This is a genomic window from Streptomyces sp. NBC_01003 (genome assembly GCF_045162695.1).
Lineage (GTDB): Bacteria > Actinomycetota > Actinomycetes > Streptomycetales > Streptomycetaceae > Streptomyces.
The window spans coordinates 9,184,622-9,200,412 of record NZ_CP108707.1 but is presented as its reverse complement, the minus strand read 5'-3'; the positions used below and the strand labels follow the sequence as shown (position 1 = coordinate 9,200,412).

The 15,791-nt window shown below is 70.0% G+C and carries 11 protein-coding genes and 1 pseudogene; 6 read left to right on the top strand and 6 right to left on the bottom strand.

Translation table 11 applies throughout. The annotated features are described in order from the left end of the window. Window positions 1-280: 280 nt before the first annotated feature. Window positions 281-1,600, top strand: a complete 1,320-nt coding sequence (locus OG698_RS42225; RefSeq protein WP_406111587.1) for an RNA-guided endonuclease InsQ/TnpB family protein — start codon at window positions 281-283, stop codon at window positions 1,598-1,600. Window positions 1,601-1,642: 42 nt separating this feature from the next. On the opposite strand, the gene OG698_RS42220 is transcribed toward OG698_RS42225, so the two are convergent. Beyond that, the gene (locus tag OG698_RS42220) at window positions 1,643-3,703 is read right to left on the bottom strand and encodes a restriction endonuclease (RefSeq protein ID WP_406111585.1); all 2,061 of its coding nucleotides are present in this window, start codon (window positions 3,701-3,703) and stop codon (window positions 1,643-1,645) included. A 300-nt stretch (window positions 3,704-4,003) separates the two neighbouring features. On the opposite strand from OG698_RS42220, the gene OG698_RS42215 reads away from it, so the two are divergent. Together OG698_RS42215 and OG698_RS42210 are read left to right on the top strand one after the other, a co-directional pair. Further along, on the top strand, window positions 4,004-4,762 hold the full coding sequence (locus tag OG698_RS42215) for a peptidoglycan-binding protein (RefSeq protein ID WP_406109471.1): 759 nt from the start codon (window positions 4,004-4,006) through the stop codon (window positions 4,760-4,762). A 51-nt stretch (window positions 4,763-4,813) separates the two neighbouring features. Continuing rightward, the gene (locus tag OG698_RS42210; RefSeq protein ID WP_406109470.1) at window positions 4,814-5,461 is read left to right on the top strand and encodes a CatB-related O-acetyltransferase; all 648 of its coding nucleotides are present in this window, start codon (window positions 4,814-4,816) and stop codon (window positions 5,459-5,461) included. Here OG698_RS42210 and OG698_RS42205 read toward each other — a convergent pair. The 3 genes and pseudogenes from OG698_RS42205 to OG698_RS42195 all read right to left on the bottom strand — a co-directional run bounded on the left by OG698_RS42205 (window position 5,409) and on the right by OG698_RS42195 (window position 8,790). After that, window positions 5,409-6,647 (bottom strand): CaiB/BaiF CoA transferase family protein, encoded by a 1,239-nt coding sequence (locus tag OG698_RS42205; RefSeq protein WP_406109469.1) that lies wholly within the window; start codon window positions 6,645-6,647, stop codon window positions 5,409-5,411. The two genes, OG698_RS42210 and OG698_RS42205, sit on opposite strands and share 53 nt — an antisense overlap. A gap of 54 nt (window positions 6,648-6,701) precedes the next feature. Beyond that, window positions 6,702-7,914: pseudogene (locus OG698_RS42200) on the bottom strand (SLC13 family permease). A gap of 279 nt (window positions 7,915-8,193) precedes the next feature. Continuing rightward, complete coding sequence (locus OG698_RS42195) at window positions 8,194-8,790, bottom strand: TetR/AcrR family transcriptional regulator (RefSeq protein WP_406109468.1); 597 nt, start codon at window positions 8,788-8,790, stop codon at window positions 8,194-8,196. A 155-nt stretch (window positions 8,791-8,945) separates the two neighbouring features. Here OG698_RS42195 and OG698_RS42190 point away from each other — a divergent pair, with 155 nt between their 5' ends. Next, window positions 8,946-10,544, top strand: a complete 1,599-nt coding sequence (locus tag OG698_RS42190) for a class I adenylate-forming enzyme family protein (protein WP_406109467.1) — start codon at window positions 8,946-8,948, stop codon at window positions 10,542-10,544. Between the two features lie 30 nt (window positions 10,545-10,574). Then, a complete protein-coding gene (locus OG698_RS42185) occupies window positions 10,575-11,771 on the top strand; it encodes an acyl-CoA dehydrogenase family protein (protein WP_406109466.1) in 1,197 nt (398 codons plus the stop codon). Window positions 11,772-11,954: 183 nt separating this feature from the next. Here the strand turns inward: OG698_RS42185 and OG698_RS42180 are convergent, their stop codons facing one another. Both OG698_RS42180 and OG698_RS42175 read right to left on the bottom strand, forming a co-directional pair. Then, the gene (locus OG698_RS42180) at window positions 11,955-13,430 is read right to left on the bottom strand and encodes an MFS transporter (RefSeq protein WP_406109465.1); all 1,476 of its coding nucleotides are present in this window, start codon (window positions 13,428-13,430) and stop codon (window positions 11,955-11,957) included. Then, window positions 13,427-14,629 carry a M20 family metallopeptidase gene (locus OG698_RS42175; RefSeq protein ID WP_406109464.1) on the bottom strand — a complete coding sequence of 401 codons (1,203 nt, stop codon included), beginning with the start codon at window positions 14,627-14,629 and terminating at the stop codon, window positions 13,427-13,429. The genes OG698_RS42180 and OG698_RS42175 overlap by 4 nt, the downstream gene beginning before the upstream one ends. Before the next feature lie 103 nt (window positions 14,630-14,732). On the opposite strand from OG698_RS42175, the gene OG698_RS42170 reads away from it, so the two are divergent. Continuing rightward, the gene (locus OG698_RS42170) at window positions 14,733-15,773 is read left to right on the top strand and encodes an Lrp/AsnC family transcriptional regulator (RefSeq protein ID WP_329578299.1); all 1,041 of its coding nucleotides are present in this window, start codon (window positions 14,733-14,735) and stop codon (window positions 15,771-15,773) included. Window positions 15,774-15,791 lie beyond the last annotated feature (18 nt).

Here is a 15,791-nt window from a genome sequence, read left to right as displayed (position 1 = left end):
TGGCGCTGACGTGCACGACGGTACGTCCGAGACCCGGACCCACGCACATCCGCAACGCCAGCGCCTCCCGGGTCCGAGCACCGTCACGCCCCGGGACGGGGCTCAGCCCTCGGCCCGAGCCGCGCTTCATCTACCTTTTGATCTTGGCCGGTGTTCCGGCGTTTACGCCGGGGGTGAAGGCCATCGACGTGCAGGTTGTGGACGACGTGCCGGCCGGTTCTGACATCGGTGTTCGGCTTCCATCATGGTGGCATACACCAACGGTAGTATGGTGATCACCATGGGTGAACTCGGTTGGGAGAAGCGGCAGTTCGGACACCGTGCCCGACTGGCGCTGTCCCCTGCCGAGAATCTCCTCACCGACGAGCAGGCGCACGCCGCCCGCGCGATGTGGAACTGCCTGCACGCGTGGTGGCAGATAATGCCGAAGGACAAGCGGACTCTGGCGAACGCGGACGCCGCGATACGCCAGGCCCGCAAAGAGATCGATTTCCTCGCCGTCCTTCCTGCGCAGGCCGCGCAAGCGGTGCTCAAGACGTACTTCCAGGCCTGGAAGAACTTCTGGGACGGCCGCGTGGACGCTCCGAACTTCAAGGGCCGGTTCCGGTCCGTGATGAGCGTGGACATTCCGCAGGGCCGTGACCTCCAGATCAAGCGGGTACACCGCCGCTGGGGCATGGCCAACATTCCCAAGGTCGGCCGTGTCCGCTTCCGCTGGACCAAAGACCTCCCCGTGGGCAACAAGGCGAACGCCGACAACCGGATCACCGGGGCACGGCTGGTCAAGGACCACCTGGGATGGCACATCGCCTTCCGTGTGCAGAGCTTCGAAGCCAAGCCCGCATCCCACCAGGGGGCGGAGGTCGGAATTGACGCAGGGGTGAACCTGCCCCTCGCCCTCTCGGACGGCAACCAACAGGACCACGGGCGTGCGCCTCGCCTCCCGGATGGCAGCGCCGACCGTGACAAGTGGCTGAACACCGAGGAAAAGGGCAAGCTCCTGCGCCTTGAGCGCCGGGCCGCCCGGCGCAGGACACACCGCAAGCCTGGCGAGCGCACCAGCCGCCGCCTGCACCGCACCTATGACCAGATCCGGGGGTTGCGCGCAAAAGCCACGCGACGACACCAGGACTGGCAGCACAAGACGACCACCGCCCTCGCCCAGAAGTACGGCGTCATGGTGGTCGAAGCACTCACCATCACGAACATGGTCAAGTCCGCTCGGGGCACCATCGCCGAGCCGGGGACAGGCGTCGCCCAGAAAGCCGGACTGAACCGCTCCATCAGCCAGGAGGCATGGGGCAGGACGGTCACGATGCTGACGTACAAGGCCGGCCGGTACGGCGGCACCGTGCACAAGGTGCCTGCCCCGAACACCTCCCGACGCTGTTCCGCCTGCGGCTTCATCACGCCCGGCAGCCGGGAGGACCAGGCCACGTTCGTATGCAAGAACCCGGACTGCGGATGGTCGGGCAACGCCGACCACAACGCGGCCCGCAACATCTTGCACCTGTACCGGATGGGCCACGCGCTCATCCCGGCTGCCGGGAGGGCAGTCGTCAGGCGTGCGAACCGCGTCAAGCCCGCCACCGCAAGGTAGACGGGAATCTCCTTCCTGAGCTTGCGAAGGGAGGAGAGCACTTCAATCCACCTCGATGCCGAAGTCCTGGACGAGCTGCTCCAGGCCCCCCGCGTAGCCCTTGCCGCCCAGGACGAAGTCCCAGTCCCCGTTCGGTCTGCGGCGGAAGGAACCAAGCACCAGGGCGGTTTCGCCCGGGCGGCCGTCGGAGACCTCGAGCCGTCCCAGGTCGGCCAGCCTCGGGTCGAGCAGGCGGATGCAGGCGTCCGTGAAGCCGGAGAGGTCGGCGTCCGGGTTCACCTCCGGGTCGATCGCGGCGACGAGCACGAACCGGTCGGCCTCATCCGGCAACTCGTCGAAGGAGACGCAGATCGCGGCCTTGTCCGGTGCGGTCGGGGGCAGCACGCGTACGGAGCCGTCCGCTGTGTGCGGGTTGTTGTAGAAGACGAAGTGATCGTCACTGAGGATGCTGCTGCCGCGGCAGACGAGAGCACACACATCCAGGGCGACGTCTCCGGTCCACGACATGCCCAGGATGTTGTAGTCGTCGGGCAGTCGAAAGTCCACAAGCGTCGGAGTCGGCTGCGCTGCCGGGCGGCGGGCACCATCGCCGAGGCGCCCTCGTAGCCCGTGCCGATGCAGCAGGTCGACGAGTTCGGTGCCGGGGATCAGTTCCAGCGGCTTGCCGTTGGCGAAGGTGTGCGAGCCCGGGCCGAACCCTGATGTCGTCACGAGGACACCCTTGTTGGCGCCGGCGTCCTGCACGGTTCCGTACAAGTCGCGGACGGCGGTGGGCGGCACCGTGTTGCGGTAGCGCTTCACCTGCACGACGATTTTGCCGCCCCGGATCGGTGTCGGATCCAGAGCGTCGACGTCCACCCCTCCGTCGTTCGAACGTTGAGTGGTGACCGCTTGCATACCCATGGCCCGGAAGAGCTCGGCAACGAGATTCTCGAAGGCGATCGGATCCATGTCGTACAGGTCGGGTTCCTCGTCACTGCCATGCATGACTACGCGGTTTCCGACCTCCTGCGGCCGGCGACCGGGCCGTACCGGCGTGAGCTGATCGGGGCGGGCGGAGAGTTGCCCACGTAATGCGTCGGACAGGCAGCTGCCGGCGTCCACCTGGGCCAGGTACAGGTTGCGGAACGCTGCGCCCGACGTCATGACGGTTGCCAGATAGATGTGGCCCGGTCGGCCCGTCGTGGGGTCGTGCCCGTCCACGAACCCGTTCAAGGACACCGCCTCGAGCGCACCCATCTCGTCCGCGGCGAAGAGTTCGTGCAGGACGAGCAGCATGCACTGCGCGAGAACTTCCCGGTACAGAGCCCGACGTTGGCCTACTGGGCGGGCCGTCTCCTTGTCCTGATCCAACCCGGACATGTACCGAACGGACTTGACCTCGGGGACGACGGTGTAGGCGGGCAGCTCCCAGTCCAGCACCAACTGGCGAGCCGCCGAGTCGTACGCGGCTGCCACCTGACGCGGGAAACCCTCCGGCCATGCGGTCGAGGCGTAAAGAGCGGCGGAGAAGTACTCGACCACGGAGTCGGGTTCGCGGCGCCTGACTGCATCGGTCAGTTCTTCGATGCCTGCGTTGTGCCGGCGCACATCGGCCAGTTGGGCATCGGCCCACTGCTGGTACTCCCGCTGGTACGACGCCAGCTGTTGCTGCCGTTGAGCCTCCGCCGCCTGGGCCGACTGCCAGTCCCTCTCGAAATGCGCCCGAGCCTCAGCCTGCACCTGGGCCCGCCGAGTGGCAGACCACCCGCTCTGTGTTTGGTAGTGATTGAAGTCCGGCATGGGCACGGGCTGCGCCAAGGGGCCTGGAGCGAAGGGCTGGACATCCTCAGGGCGCATGAGAGAGGGAGCCCTGAAAGGCGGAGCCTGACAACCCGAGGCGAGAAGGCCCTGCAGCGACGTGACTTGAGCGTCCAGTTCCTCGGTGCGGCGTAGGGCCTCTGCCTGCCGGTACTCGCGGTGGTTCTGGATCGCTCGCCGTTGATAGGCACGTGCTTGCTGCGCTTCTTGCCTCTGCCGTCTGGCTTCGGCCTCCATCTGGCGCTGCTGTTGCCGCTGCATTTCAGCCCAGACGCCGACCGAACCACTGGAGCGTCGACTCATGTGTTGCAGGCCCTCCCCAAGGCGCTCCGGTTGTCCCCACAACCAGTTGTAAAGGGACGACTGTATCGAGCGACACCCATTTCGCATATCCACTCGTCAAAGGCGAACGGCAGCGGGGCTCCATCGGTCGGGTGGCGGTCGGGCAGGCACGACCGTCGGACTTCAGCTGATCATCGGCATATGCTGTGGCCGCCCGGAGGAGGGGCGATTCACGTGAGTGCACAGCGATGCCCCTTGTGCGGGTGTGAACCAATTGCCGGCCGGCAGCCGGCGTGCGGCTGCGCGACGTCCGCACCGGTGGTGCCGGCGAACCCGGTGTTCGGCCAGGTGATCCCGCCCGGTCAGTCCGCCGGGACGGTGGCCCAGGAGGATCTGCAGCTCTTCGAGGGGCCGGTCGGGGTCGGGCCGGCCGTCGAGGACATGTCGGTCCGGACTTCGGAGCAGGTCGTCGCCGCCGGTCGTGGTCGTCGGCCACCCGCGCGCCTCAGGCGCCAGTGGGTGATCGTCGGGACCGCGGCGTTGGGTGTCGGCGCGGCCGCCGTCATCGCCGTGGCGAGCGGCGCCTTCAGCTCCGGGAGCGCCCCGAGCCAGACGGTGTCGGCGGCGGACGATTCCGCCGTGCCCGCGCCGTCCGGATCCGTCTCGTCGCGGTCGGCGGACCCTTCCCCCGAGAACGGCGGCGCGCACGCGACCCGCTCCCCCAGCCCGTCGTCGGCGGCCTCCGGAACGGCGTCCACCTCGGCGACCGCATCCGCGTCCGCCTCGGCGAAATCCTCCGTCGCGACGCCTGCCGCGCCCGCACCCACGGTGTCTTCCGCCGCCCGCCCGGTGTCCGGCGCCCGAGTCCTGTCCACCGGCAGCCACGGCGGTCAGGTCAAAGACCTCCAACGACGGCTGACCCAACTCAACTTGTACACGGAGCCGGCCGACGGCAGCTACTCGACCGATGTCGCGGACGCGGTCCACCGCTATCAGGTGGCCCGCGGCATCGACGAGGACGCCGGTGTGTACGGTCCCGAGACGCGGGCCGCGCTGGAGTCGGAGACCCGGCGCGGCTGAGAGCAAGGCCGTCCATCGTCGTCGCGTACCACGTGAGGAAGTTGACCCGTCATGTCATTCGTGCCCGCCGATCCGACCGTGCTTCACCCGATGCCGGGGCAGTCACGGGTCGTGCTGCTCAAGCCGCTCGTCACCTCGCCGCTGATCGAGGTCGGCGAGTTCTCGTACTACGACGATCCGGACGACCCGACCGCCTTCGAGACGCGCAATGTGCTGTACCACTACGGGCCGGAGAAGCTGGTCATCGGGAAGTTCTGTGCGCTGGGTGAGGGCGTCCGCTTCATCATGAACGGCGCCAACCACCGTATGGACGGCCCGTCGACGTTCCCCTTCCCCATCATGGGCGGTTCGTGGGCGGACCACTTCGATCTCATCAGCGGGCTGCCGGGCCGGGGTGACACGGTGGTCGGGAACGACGTGTGGTTCGGCTACCGCACCACGGTGATGCCCGGTGTGCGCATCGGGCACGGGGCGATCATCGCCTCGGGTTCCGTGGTCGTCGACGACGTGCCCGACTACGGGATCGTCGGCGGCAACCCGGCGAAACTCATCCGCCGCCGTTACTCCGGCGAGGACGTCGAGCGCCTGCTCGCCCTCGCGTGGTGGGACTGGCCCACCGAGCACCTCACCGAGCACGTGCGCACCGTCATGTCCGGCTCCGTCGACGCTCTGGAGGCCGTGGCCCCGAAGCCGCGGTGATCGGGGCGGCGGGCATCGCTCCCAGCACCTCCCTTGTGTGCGCGCCCAGTTCGGGTGCCGGCGTGCGGAAGGTGTTCAGGCCGGATCCGAAGCGGACCGGAAAGCGCGTCTGCGGCGCAGGACCGGAGGCCCGGGAGAACAGGTCTCTTGCCGTCAGATGCGGGTCGTCGAGGAGCTGTTGGGCCTCGGTGAACACGGGTGCCCACGGCGCGCCGATCCCGGTCAGCGTGCGCTCCCACCACGCGTAGTCGTGGGTGGCGAACACCGCGGTCAGCAGGTCGCGAACCTTCTCCTTGGCGGCCGTGCGAGCGGGCCGACGGTCGTACGCGTCCGTGTCCAGGCCGGGGAACTCCGCACCCAGCGCGGTGCGGAGCTCCCGCCAGAACTTGTCCTCGAACGTGGCGAGCGAGAGCAGGCGTCCGTCGCCCGTGCGGAAGACGTCGTTGTCGCCTTGGACGAGCCCGCTCTTCAGCGGATCCCCGGCATCGGCCAGGGGCAGAGCGAACAGGGCGCACCAGCCGGCGATCGATTCGGTGAGGGAGACGTCGATGTGCTGCCCCTGTCCCGTGGCGGCCGCGCCTGCGAGCGCCACGGTCAGTGCGAACGCCGCCTGCATCGCGCCCGCCATGTCACCCACCCGCACGCCCGGCCGGGCGATCTCCCCGTCGATGCGCCCGGGGACGGCGAAGAACCCGGACAGGCCGAGGAAGTTCAGTTCGTGGCCGGGCTTGTTCGCGTACGGTCCCGTCTGGCCGTATCCGCTGAGGGAGCACAGGATGATGCGCGGGTTCGCCTCGCGCAGGACGGGATAGGAGAGGCCGAGCCGGTCGAGGACGCCGGGGCGGAAGCTCTCCACCACCGCGTCGGCGGTGCCGACGAGGCGCAGGAACTCGGCCCGGTGCGTGTCGTCTCGGAGGTCGAGGGTGACGGAGCGCTTGTTGCGGTTGAGTGCCTCGAACAGCGCCGGCGCCGCACGCGCGGGATCCCCGCCGTCGGGTTCCTCGATCTTGATGACGTCCGCGCCCACGTCGGCGAGCATCGAGGTGGCGTACGGGCCCGGCAGCAGCCGCGACAGGTCGAGCACGCGCTTGCCGGTCAGGAAGGACCAGTCCGGCGGTCCGCCGTGCGCGTCACTGACGGGCTCGAACTGCTCGGCCGTTTCCGGGTCCTGCTTTTCAACTGCCATGATTTTTGCGGCTCCTTGGTGGAGGGCTGGGGAATGTGACGCGCCGGCGTCGGGTCACAGGCCCGTCGCCAGCGGAAGGACGAGAAGGGCCGGGGGCAGTACCAGCGCCGCGCCGACGGACCAGGCCATCAGCCGTCGGAAGACGCGCGGCGTGTCCGCCTCCTCGGTGTTGGCGAGAATCAGGCCGCCGCCCAGGTGGAGGGGACTGATCGCCACTGCGCCGATCGTGGCGCACACGGCGATCAGCAGCACGGTGAACTGCGACCGGTCCGCGTGCGGCAGCACCGCGGCGGCCAGCGGGACGACTACGCCGAGCACGGCGACCGTGGAGGACTCGACCGTCGCGAAGAGCGCCGCGAGGTAGGAGACGGCGAGCACCGCCAGGAGGGTGCTGTCGATGCCTCCGAGGTGTCCCGAGAGTGCCTTGAGCGTGCCCGTCCGCTCCAGCACGCCGACGTACACCATGATTCCGCTGGTCAACAGAACGACGGACCAAGGGAGTTCGGCGACCACACGCCGCGTGTCGGGCCGGAAGACCAGCTGGAGGATGAGGCCGCAGGAACGCCACGAAACTCACGGACACACCGAAGCCCAGTACCGCGATCACGAACACGCCCAGGCCGATCAGCGACCCGGTCTCGTACGGGGTGGCCGGCGCGGCGCCTCGCAGGACCGGCACCCCGCCCTCTTGCGCGGTGGCCCTGCGCACCCGGGAGTCACGCACCAGCCGCACGCCGCCCAGGGCGAAGAAGGCGATCAGCGCCAGGACCAGATTGAGTGCCGCGAGCCCGGCGAACAGCATCGCGGGCGAGTAGGCGGCATCGAGCTTCCCGGTGAGTTCCTTGACGAGCGCACCCCACGGCGACAGCGGCGAGAACCCTCCGACACCGGCTCCGCCGCACGCCACGACGGCCATGAGGACGGGGTCGATCCCCCTGGTACGGGCGATGCGCATCGCCATCGGGAGCACGACGGCGACCGTCGCACTGGGCAGCGTCCCGATGGCACTCAGAGCCGCCGCGACCAGGAACATGCTCCAGGGCAGGAACCAGTCGCGTCCTCGGGACAGACCGACCATGAGATGGACGAGGCGGTCGATGGCCCCGCTGCGCTGGGCGTGGCCGAACATGTACATCACGCCGAGGATCAGGACGACGAGGTCCGCGGGGACCCCGGCGAGCACTTCCTCCTTGGGGATGTCGGCGATCACCGACATCACGAACGCCGCGGGCAGCACGACGAGACCCACGTTGACGTCGCGCCACATCGCGAGGCCGAACGCGGAGACGAGCAGGACGATGGACAACACCTCTGGCACGGACATGCGGGCTCTTCCCGTGGGCGGCTCTTCAATACAGGACAGGTTGTTCAATATCTTGCGATGAGATCAGCAATGTAGGTCAGGTGCCGTCGCCACTCAAGAGGGAGGAGCAGGGAAGAAAAGGAGAGAAACGCCGCCTCCAGGGCAGCAGTCGGCCCCGCCACCTCGGGGGGCGGCGGGGCCGGTGAGGGTCTCGCGCGGGGTGCGCCGTGCGGCGCGCCGGGGTCACTCGGGCGCGTCGAACCCGCTCGCCCAGTAACGGCCGCGCAGGGCGAGGTCGAGCAGCATCCGTACGACCTCCTCGGCGGGGGCGGGGGGTGTCTCGCTCTCGGCCCACCACCGCAGGACGGCGACCTGCTCCCCGACCCAGACGCGGGCGAGCAGTTCCGAATCGATGCGCGGCTTCACGTCGTTGCGCTCGGCGCGGGCACGGAACTCCTGCGCGGTGTTCGCGGCGCACACGTCCGTGAACATCTGGAGCGGCTTGCCGTCACCCTCCCCTCGCAGCACGATCCGGTACAGGTCACGCTCGTCGCGGGCGTGCCGGAGCATCTCCAGGAGGGGCTTCCCCGTGAAGCCCACAGCGCTTCCGGCCACGGACGGGGCGAGGCGCCGGCCGAGTTCGTCGAGAAGGTCGGCGGTCACCCGCGCGAACAAGGCGTCCTTGTCCTTGAAGTGGCTGTAGAAGGTGGCGCGGGCGACGTCGGCCCGCTCCGTGATGTCCTCCACGCTCAGCGCGCTGAAGCCGCGCTCCAGGACGAGTTCCACCAACGCGTCCGCCAGGGCCCGCCGCGTACGCCTGGTCCTTCTGTCCTCAGCCATCGCTGCCTTCCACCGTTGCCGGGCCGGCCTTCACGCAGGCCCCAGTCGTCGCGCCCCAGTCTAGGAGGCCTTGACAGTCCATGCGTTATTGAACAAGCTGTCTGTTATTGATCAGAGTGATCAGAGTGTAAATCTTCTGGCTCTGGAGTACGTCGATGAACCTCGGCACCTATCTCTCCCGCAGCGCCCGCTACTGGCCGGACGGGACGGCCCTCGTCTGCGGCGAACGGACCTGGACCCACACACACCTCGACAGCGAGACCAACCGTCTGGCGTCCGCCCTCGTCGCGCGCGGGCTGCGTCCCGGTGACGCGGTCGCCTCACTCGCCTGGAACAGGGGCGAGCTCGTGGAGGTCGAATTCGCCCTCTACAAGGCGGGGTTGACCCGGGCGCCGATCAACGCCCGGCTCGGCCGCGGCGAGATCGAGCACATCCTGCGGTACGCGCCCGTACACGTCCTGGTCTTCGACGCCGCACACCGCGAGGACGCGCTTGCGGCGATCGCCGCGGCGGGCACCGGCTGCGTTCCGGTCCAGCTGGAGGACGCCCCGGCCCACGAGGGCACACCCCCGGTCGCCGACACCCCCGAATCCCGCGCGGTCGTCCGCTATCGGGACCTGCTCGCCGAAGGCAGCACCGAACCGGTCCGCGTCGACGTCTCCGAGGGCGACGCATGCGTCCTCAACTTCACGTCCGGTTCCACCGGTGCGCTCAAGGCGGCCGTCCAGACCGCCGGCAACCGCCTGGCCAACATGCGCAAGCAGTTGATGAACGACGAGTCACGGCCACGGCCCACCACCCGGTACCTCGCGTGCAGTCCCATCACCCACGCCACCGGCATGGGGCTGCTCGCCGGGGTCTTCGGGGGGTCGACGACGTACGTCCTGCCCACCTGGAGCGCCGACGCCTTCCTGGACACCGTGGAGAAGGAGCGCATCACCGCGACGTTCCTCGTGCCGGCCATGCTGAACATGGTCCTCGCCCACCCCGGGGTCGCCGAGCGTGATCTCTCCTCACTCACCAGTGTCCGCGTCGGCGGCGCGCCGATCTCACCCCAGCGGCTGCGGGACGCGGTCGCCCTGTTCGGCCCGGTCGTCGCCCAGGGCTACGGCCTCGGCGAGACCACCAGCGTGGTCGCCGGTCTGAGCAGCGCGGAGACGGCACGCGCCGTCGCCGAGGACCCCGAACTCCTGCAGTCCTGCGGGCGCGCCATGTTCGACACCGAGATCCGGATCGTGGACGACGCGGGCCACGAGCTCCCGCCTCGCGAGGTGGGCGAGGTCATCGTGCGCGGACCCGACTGCGTGCACGCGTACTGGAACGAGCCCCAGCTGTCCGCCGAGACCTTCCGCGACGGCTGGGTACACACCGGCGATCTGGCGTGGATGCGCGAGGACGGCTATCTGTTCCTCGTCGACCGCAAGAAAGACATGATCATTTCGGGCGGGTTCAACATCTACTGCACCGAGGTCGAAGCAGCCCTCTACGAGCACCCCGCCGTCCAGGAGGCCTGCGTCGTGGGCGTTCCGGACGAGAAGTGGGGTGAGGCGGTCAAGGCCGTCGTCGTCACCCGCCCCGGCCACAGCCTCACCGCGGACGAGGTCACCGCGTTCTGCGCACAGCGCCTCGACCGGCTCAAGAAGCCCCGCTCCGTGGACTTCGTGGCCGAACTCCCCCACAACCGCAACGGAAAGCTCGACCGCAAGGCCGTGCGCGAACCGTTCTGGGCCGGCTCGGCCCGCCGCGTGAACTGACCCCGAACGACCTGAACGAGGAACCCGCACATGACGTTCTCCCTGCGCCCCACCTACGACGAGCCGCGCCTCGCCGGCCTCGTCGCCGCACTCCGCGACTACCTTGACGGCGAACTCGCCGACTACGAACGCGAGCGCGGCATCACCCACACGTCCCGGCTGACCCGCGCCGACCTCGAACCCGTCTGGCGGCGCAGCCGCGAACTCGGCTTCTACGGCATCCACCTGCCCGAGGAGTTCGGCGGCCAGGCCCTCTCGTACACCGAACTCGCGGCGCTCAAGGAGGAGATAGGTGCCTCCGGGCGCGTCCTCGGCCACTGCGTGCTCGGTGACATGGGCGGTCCGCTGCGTGCCGGCGACATCCTGCGGCACGCCACCGAACACCAACTCGACAAGTACCTGCTGCCGTTGGTCCGGGGAGAGCGCGCCTGCTGCTTCTCGCTCACCGAGGCGGACGCCGGCTCCGACGTACGCTCCATGCGCACCACGGCCGTCCGCGACGGCGACGGCTACCGCATCACCGGGCACAAGGTGTTCAGCTCCGCCGGGCCCTTCGCGGACTTCGCGATCGTGGTGGCCCGCATGGCTGACGGGGGCGGGGACGGGGACACGAAGCCGTCCTTCTCCGCCTTCCTCATCGACCTGGACAGCCCCGGCTGCCGCGTCCTGGACGGCGCCACGCCCATGTCGGGGGAGCACATCGAGAGCGACATCGTCCTGCAGGACTGCTTCGTACCCGCGGCCAACCTCCTGGGCCAGGAGGGCGAGGGCATGCGCATCGCCCTGGGCCGTGTCACCACGAACCGGCTCCTGCACTGCCCGACCGTGCTCGGCGCCACCCGGCGCGCCCTCGACCTCACACTCGACCGCACCCGCCACCGCAAGGTCGCTGGCGGACAGCCCCTCCTCGCGCTCCAGTCCATCCAGCACAAAGTCGCCGACATGGCAACGGAGTTCTACGCCGCACGCTCGATGACGTACGCCGCCCTGGCTGCCCTGGACAGCGGGGCCGACGTGCGGACCGAAGCCTTCATGTGCAAGCTCTTCGTCGCGGAGTCCGCCTTCCGGATCCTGGACGAGGCCGTACAGATCCACGGCAAGGAAGGCCTCACGCAGGGCAACGAGGTGGAGTACCTCTTCCGCAAGGTCCGTATGTTCCGGGTCCTGACCGGCACCTCCGAGATCCAGAAGAACGGCATCGCCAAGGGCCTGGCGTTCCTCACCTGACCGAGCCACCCGGGTGCCGGAGCGCCGGCCGGACCGGACGACCCCACAGGCCCTCACGGCCGTGGGGTCGTTCGCGTGCGCCTGACGTCGCCCGGTGACCGGACGTCACGTACCCGCACATGCCTCGGTCCCCGCCGTCGTGGCGGGGACCGAGATCCTCCTGGCGGAACCGGGAGGGGGTTGTCAATGAGCTGGGCGGCCGGCCCCCTCGACAGCGCTCGCCCGTTGCCAGGCGCTGCGGCGCACGAGCAACTGCGCGCCCGCCGCCAGGACGCTCACGGCGATCCCCAGGCCCCATACGGTCAGATACGCGCTGAGTGTCGGTGTGTCCGTCGTCCCGACGACCAGCGTGGCGAGGACCGCCGCGAACACCGCCCCGGCGACACTGCCCCCGAGTGTCTTGAGGTTGTTGTAGACGGCGGCGGCGCTCGCCGTGCGGTCGGAGGCGCTGCCCTCCACCACGACCGACGGCAGGCCGCCGAGGGCGAGCCCCATGCCGATGCCCACCGCCCCGTACGCCACCGCGAACAGCGGCAGTGCGGAGTGGGCGGCCATCAGCCCGGCGTTGCCGACGGCGATCAGGGCGAATGCGCCGAGGAGGGTGCGCGCGTACCCGATTCGGGCAGCGATCCCCGCGCACAGCGCCGAGCCCAGGAAGGCCATGACGTGCGGGATCGCGCCCCAGACACTGATCTGCCAGGTGACAAGGCCGAATCCGTAGCCCTCGTCGCCCGGCGACGCCGCGAGGAAGCTGACGGCCACCCCCTGTCCTCCCATCATCACCACGCCGAGCACGAACCCGGAGGCGTAGTAGGGAGCCGCTCGGCGACGGGCCACCGCCCGGAGGTCCACCAGGGCGTGCGGGCGGGACAGTTGGACGCGGGCCCACCACCACAGCAGAGCGCAGGACAGCGCCACGGCGGCGAGTGTGCGCGGGGAGAGCCACCCCCAGGCCGTGCCGCGCGAGATCGTGCCGAGCAGCGTCACCAGGGCGACCGCGAGGAGAACGGCACCCGCCCAGTCCATGCTGCCGGTCGCCCGGACGGCCGACTCGGGGATGGCGAGGAAGGACACGACAAGGCACCCGAACGCCAGGGCCGCGAGGACGGCGAGCGTGGGACGCAGGCCGCCGACGGCCGAGAGGAGCGGCCCCACCAGCGCATGGCCGAGGAGTGACCCGAGGGTGAGCGCCCCGACCAGGAGCCCCACGGCGCGGCGGCCGCCGTCCACGTCGAGGCGGTCACGCACCAGGCCGATCTCCAGCGGCAGCAGCGCGGCCAACGGGCCCATGAGAGCCCGGCCGAGCAGCAGGACCGGCAGGTTCGGCGCGAGGGCGACCAGGACGGTGCCCACGGCGACACAGCCGAGCGCCACGCGGACAAGGCGCCGGTGGCCGTAGAGGTCACCGAGGCGGCCGAAGGCCGGGACGCTGACGGCGGCCGCGAAGAACTGGACCGTCGTGAACCACTGGGCCTGGGCGGTGCTGAGGTGCTGCCACTTCTCGACCTCCGGGATCAGCGGCGGTGCGGCGCCCTGCAGCAGTCCGCTGACCAGCTCGAAGGCGACGAGCAGACCTACCACGGCGGCGACCTTGGCCTGGGGAGGGGGCGAGGTGGTTCGCGCAGTGGGGCAGCCGTCGGGCTTCCCCGGCGCCGTCATGCCGCCGCGCCCGCGGCGAGGCGGCGCTCGGCGAGTTCGGTGAGGAGCGCGGCCTGGCGGTACAGGACCCGGTCGTCGAAGACGGCGTGCGGTGAGTGGTTCATCGGAGCCTCCTCCAGGTCCGCACCCTCGGGGGCAGCACCGACGAGGAGCATCGCGCCGGGGGTGCGCTGGAGGACGAACGCGAAGTCCTCCGAGCCGTTCGCGGGGTGCGGGGCCTGCCACGCCTGGTCGGCACCGAACAGGTCGCGGGCCGTGTCGAGGGCGAAGGCGGTCTCACCGGGTTCGTTGACGGTGACCGGATAGGCCACGTCGTAGTGGACCTCCGCGTCGATGCCGTGCGCGTCCGCGATCCCGCGGACCAGCCGGGGCAGTCCCTCGATGAGGCGCTCGTGATTGGCCTCGGAGTAACTGCGCACCGTGGCCTCGAACTCGGCCGTCTCAGGAATGACGTTCTGCTTCGTACCGGCGTGGAAGCTGCCCACGGTGACGACCACCGGGTCGAAGATGTCGAAGCGGCGGGTCACCCAGTTCTGCAGGGCGGTGACGATCTCGCAGGCGACGGGGACCGGGTCCTTGGCGCTGTGCGGGCTCGAGCCGTGCCCTCCCTTGCCACGCACCGTCACTCGCAGCACGTCGGAGGCGGAGGTGATGGTGCCGGGACGGGAGGCGATCAGGCCGCCGGGGACCCGGTTGGCGGCGACGTGCAGCGCGTAGGCCGCGACGAGGGGCTTCCCGGCCGCGTCGAGGACGCCCTCCTCGATCATCGCGCCCGCGCCGTTGTGACCCTCTTCGCCGGGCTGGAACATGAACACCACGTCGCCGCGCAGGTGTTCACGGCGCTCGGCGAGAAGGGTGGCCGCGCCGACGAGCCCGGCCGTGTGCAGGTCGTGGCCGCAGGCGTGCATGGCGCCCGGCGTCCGCGAGGCGTAGTCCACCCCCGTCTTCTCGGCGACGGGCAGGGCGTCCATGTCGCCGCGGAGCAGGACGGCGCCGCCCGGATGCCCGCCGCGCAGGACCGCCGTCACGGAGCTGAGGTTCTTGCCGAGGGTGATGTCCAGCGGGAGGCCGTCGAGGGCCGCGAGGACCTTCTCCTGGGTACGGGGCAGCTGGAGTCCGAGCTCGGGTTCACGGTGCAGGGAGCGCCGCAGCCCGGCCAGTTCGGGCTGGAGTTCCTTGGCTCGTTCCGTGGTCGACATGCTGGATGAACCTCCTGGTACGGTGCCGGCGGTAACGAGGCCAGACTGATGCCATGAGGCATTTCGGGGCTGAAACTCCCAAGAAAGACGCAGGAGCAGCGTGATGACGCAGGATTCCGTGCATGCCCTGGACCATGCGGATCAGGCACTGGTGCACGCGCTCCAGATCGCGCCGCGCGCCGGCTGGGCCCGGATCGGCGCCGCCCTCGGCATGGACGCGGTGACGGTCGCCCGGCGCTGGAACCGGCTCACCGACAGGGGGGCCGCCTGGATCAGCTGTCACCCCGCACCGGTCCTGGCGGCGTCGGGCCAGGGCTGCCTGGCTTTCGTCGAGGTCGACTGCGCCAACGGGAGCCTGCTGCCGGTCGCCCGCGAACTCTCCGCGGAGCGGCACGTGTCCGCCGTCACGCACGTCAGCGGCGACCGTGACCTGCTCCTGACCGTGATGGCGCCGGACCCGGTCGCGCTCACTCGCTGGGTGACCCACCGGCTCGGCAAGATGGACGGCATCGTCACCACCCGCACCCAACTGGCCAGCACCGTCTACACCGAGGGGAGCCGCTGGCGTCTGCGCGCGCTCGGCGGGGGCCAGATCGCCCGCCTCGCGGCCGAGGGGGCGCCCGGCCCTGACGTGCCCGTGTTCCCGCTCACCGCCCTCGACCACCGCCTCATGGCCGCACTGTCGGTCGACGGCCGCGCCACGTACCGCTCTCTCGCGGACGTCTGCGAGGCGAGCCCCGACACCGTCCGCCGCCGGACGGGCCGCCTCTTCGCGGCGGGCATGGTGCAGACGCGCTGCGAGGTGGCGCGCCCTCTGTCGGAGTGGCCGGTGTCGGTAATTCTCTGGGGCAAGGTCGCGCCCGCGGACCTGCGGGCCGTGTCCGCGCTGGTCACCGGCATGCGCGAGGTGCGTCTGTGCGCCGCGGTGATCGCCCGCCACAATCTCAAACTCGTCGCCTGGGTCCGCTCGCTCGACGACGCCCAGCGCTTCGAGGTGCGCCTGGCCGAGCGGGTGCCCGGGCTGACCGTCGCCGACCGGGCGGTGGCCCTGTGGCCGATGAAGCACAACAGCCACCTGCTCGACGAGCGCGGCTACCACGTGGGGGCGGTACCGCTCGACGTCAGCGGGCTGCCGCACGCGTGAGGGCCCGCCCGCTTCCCG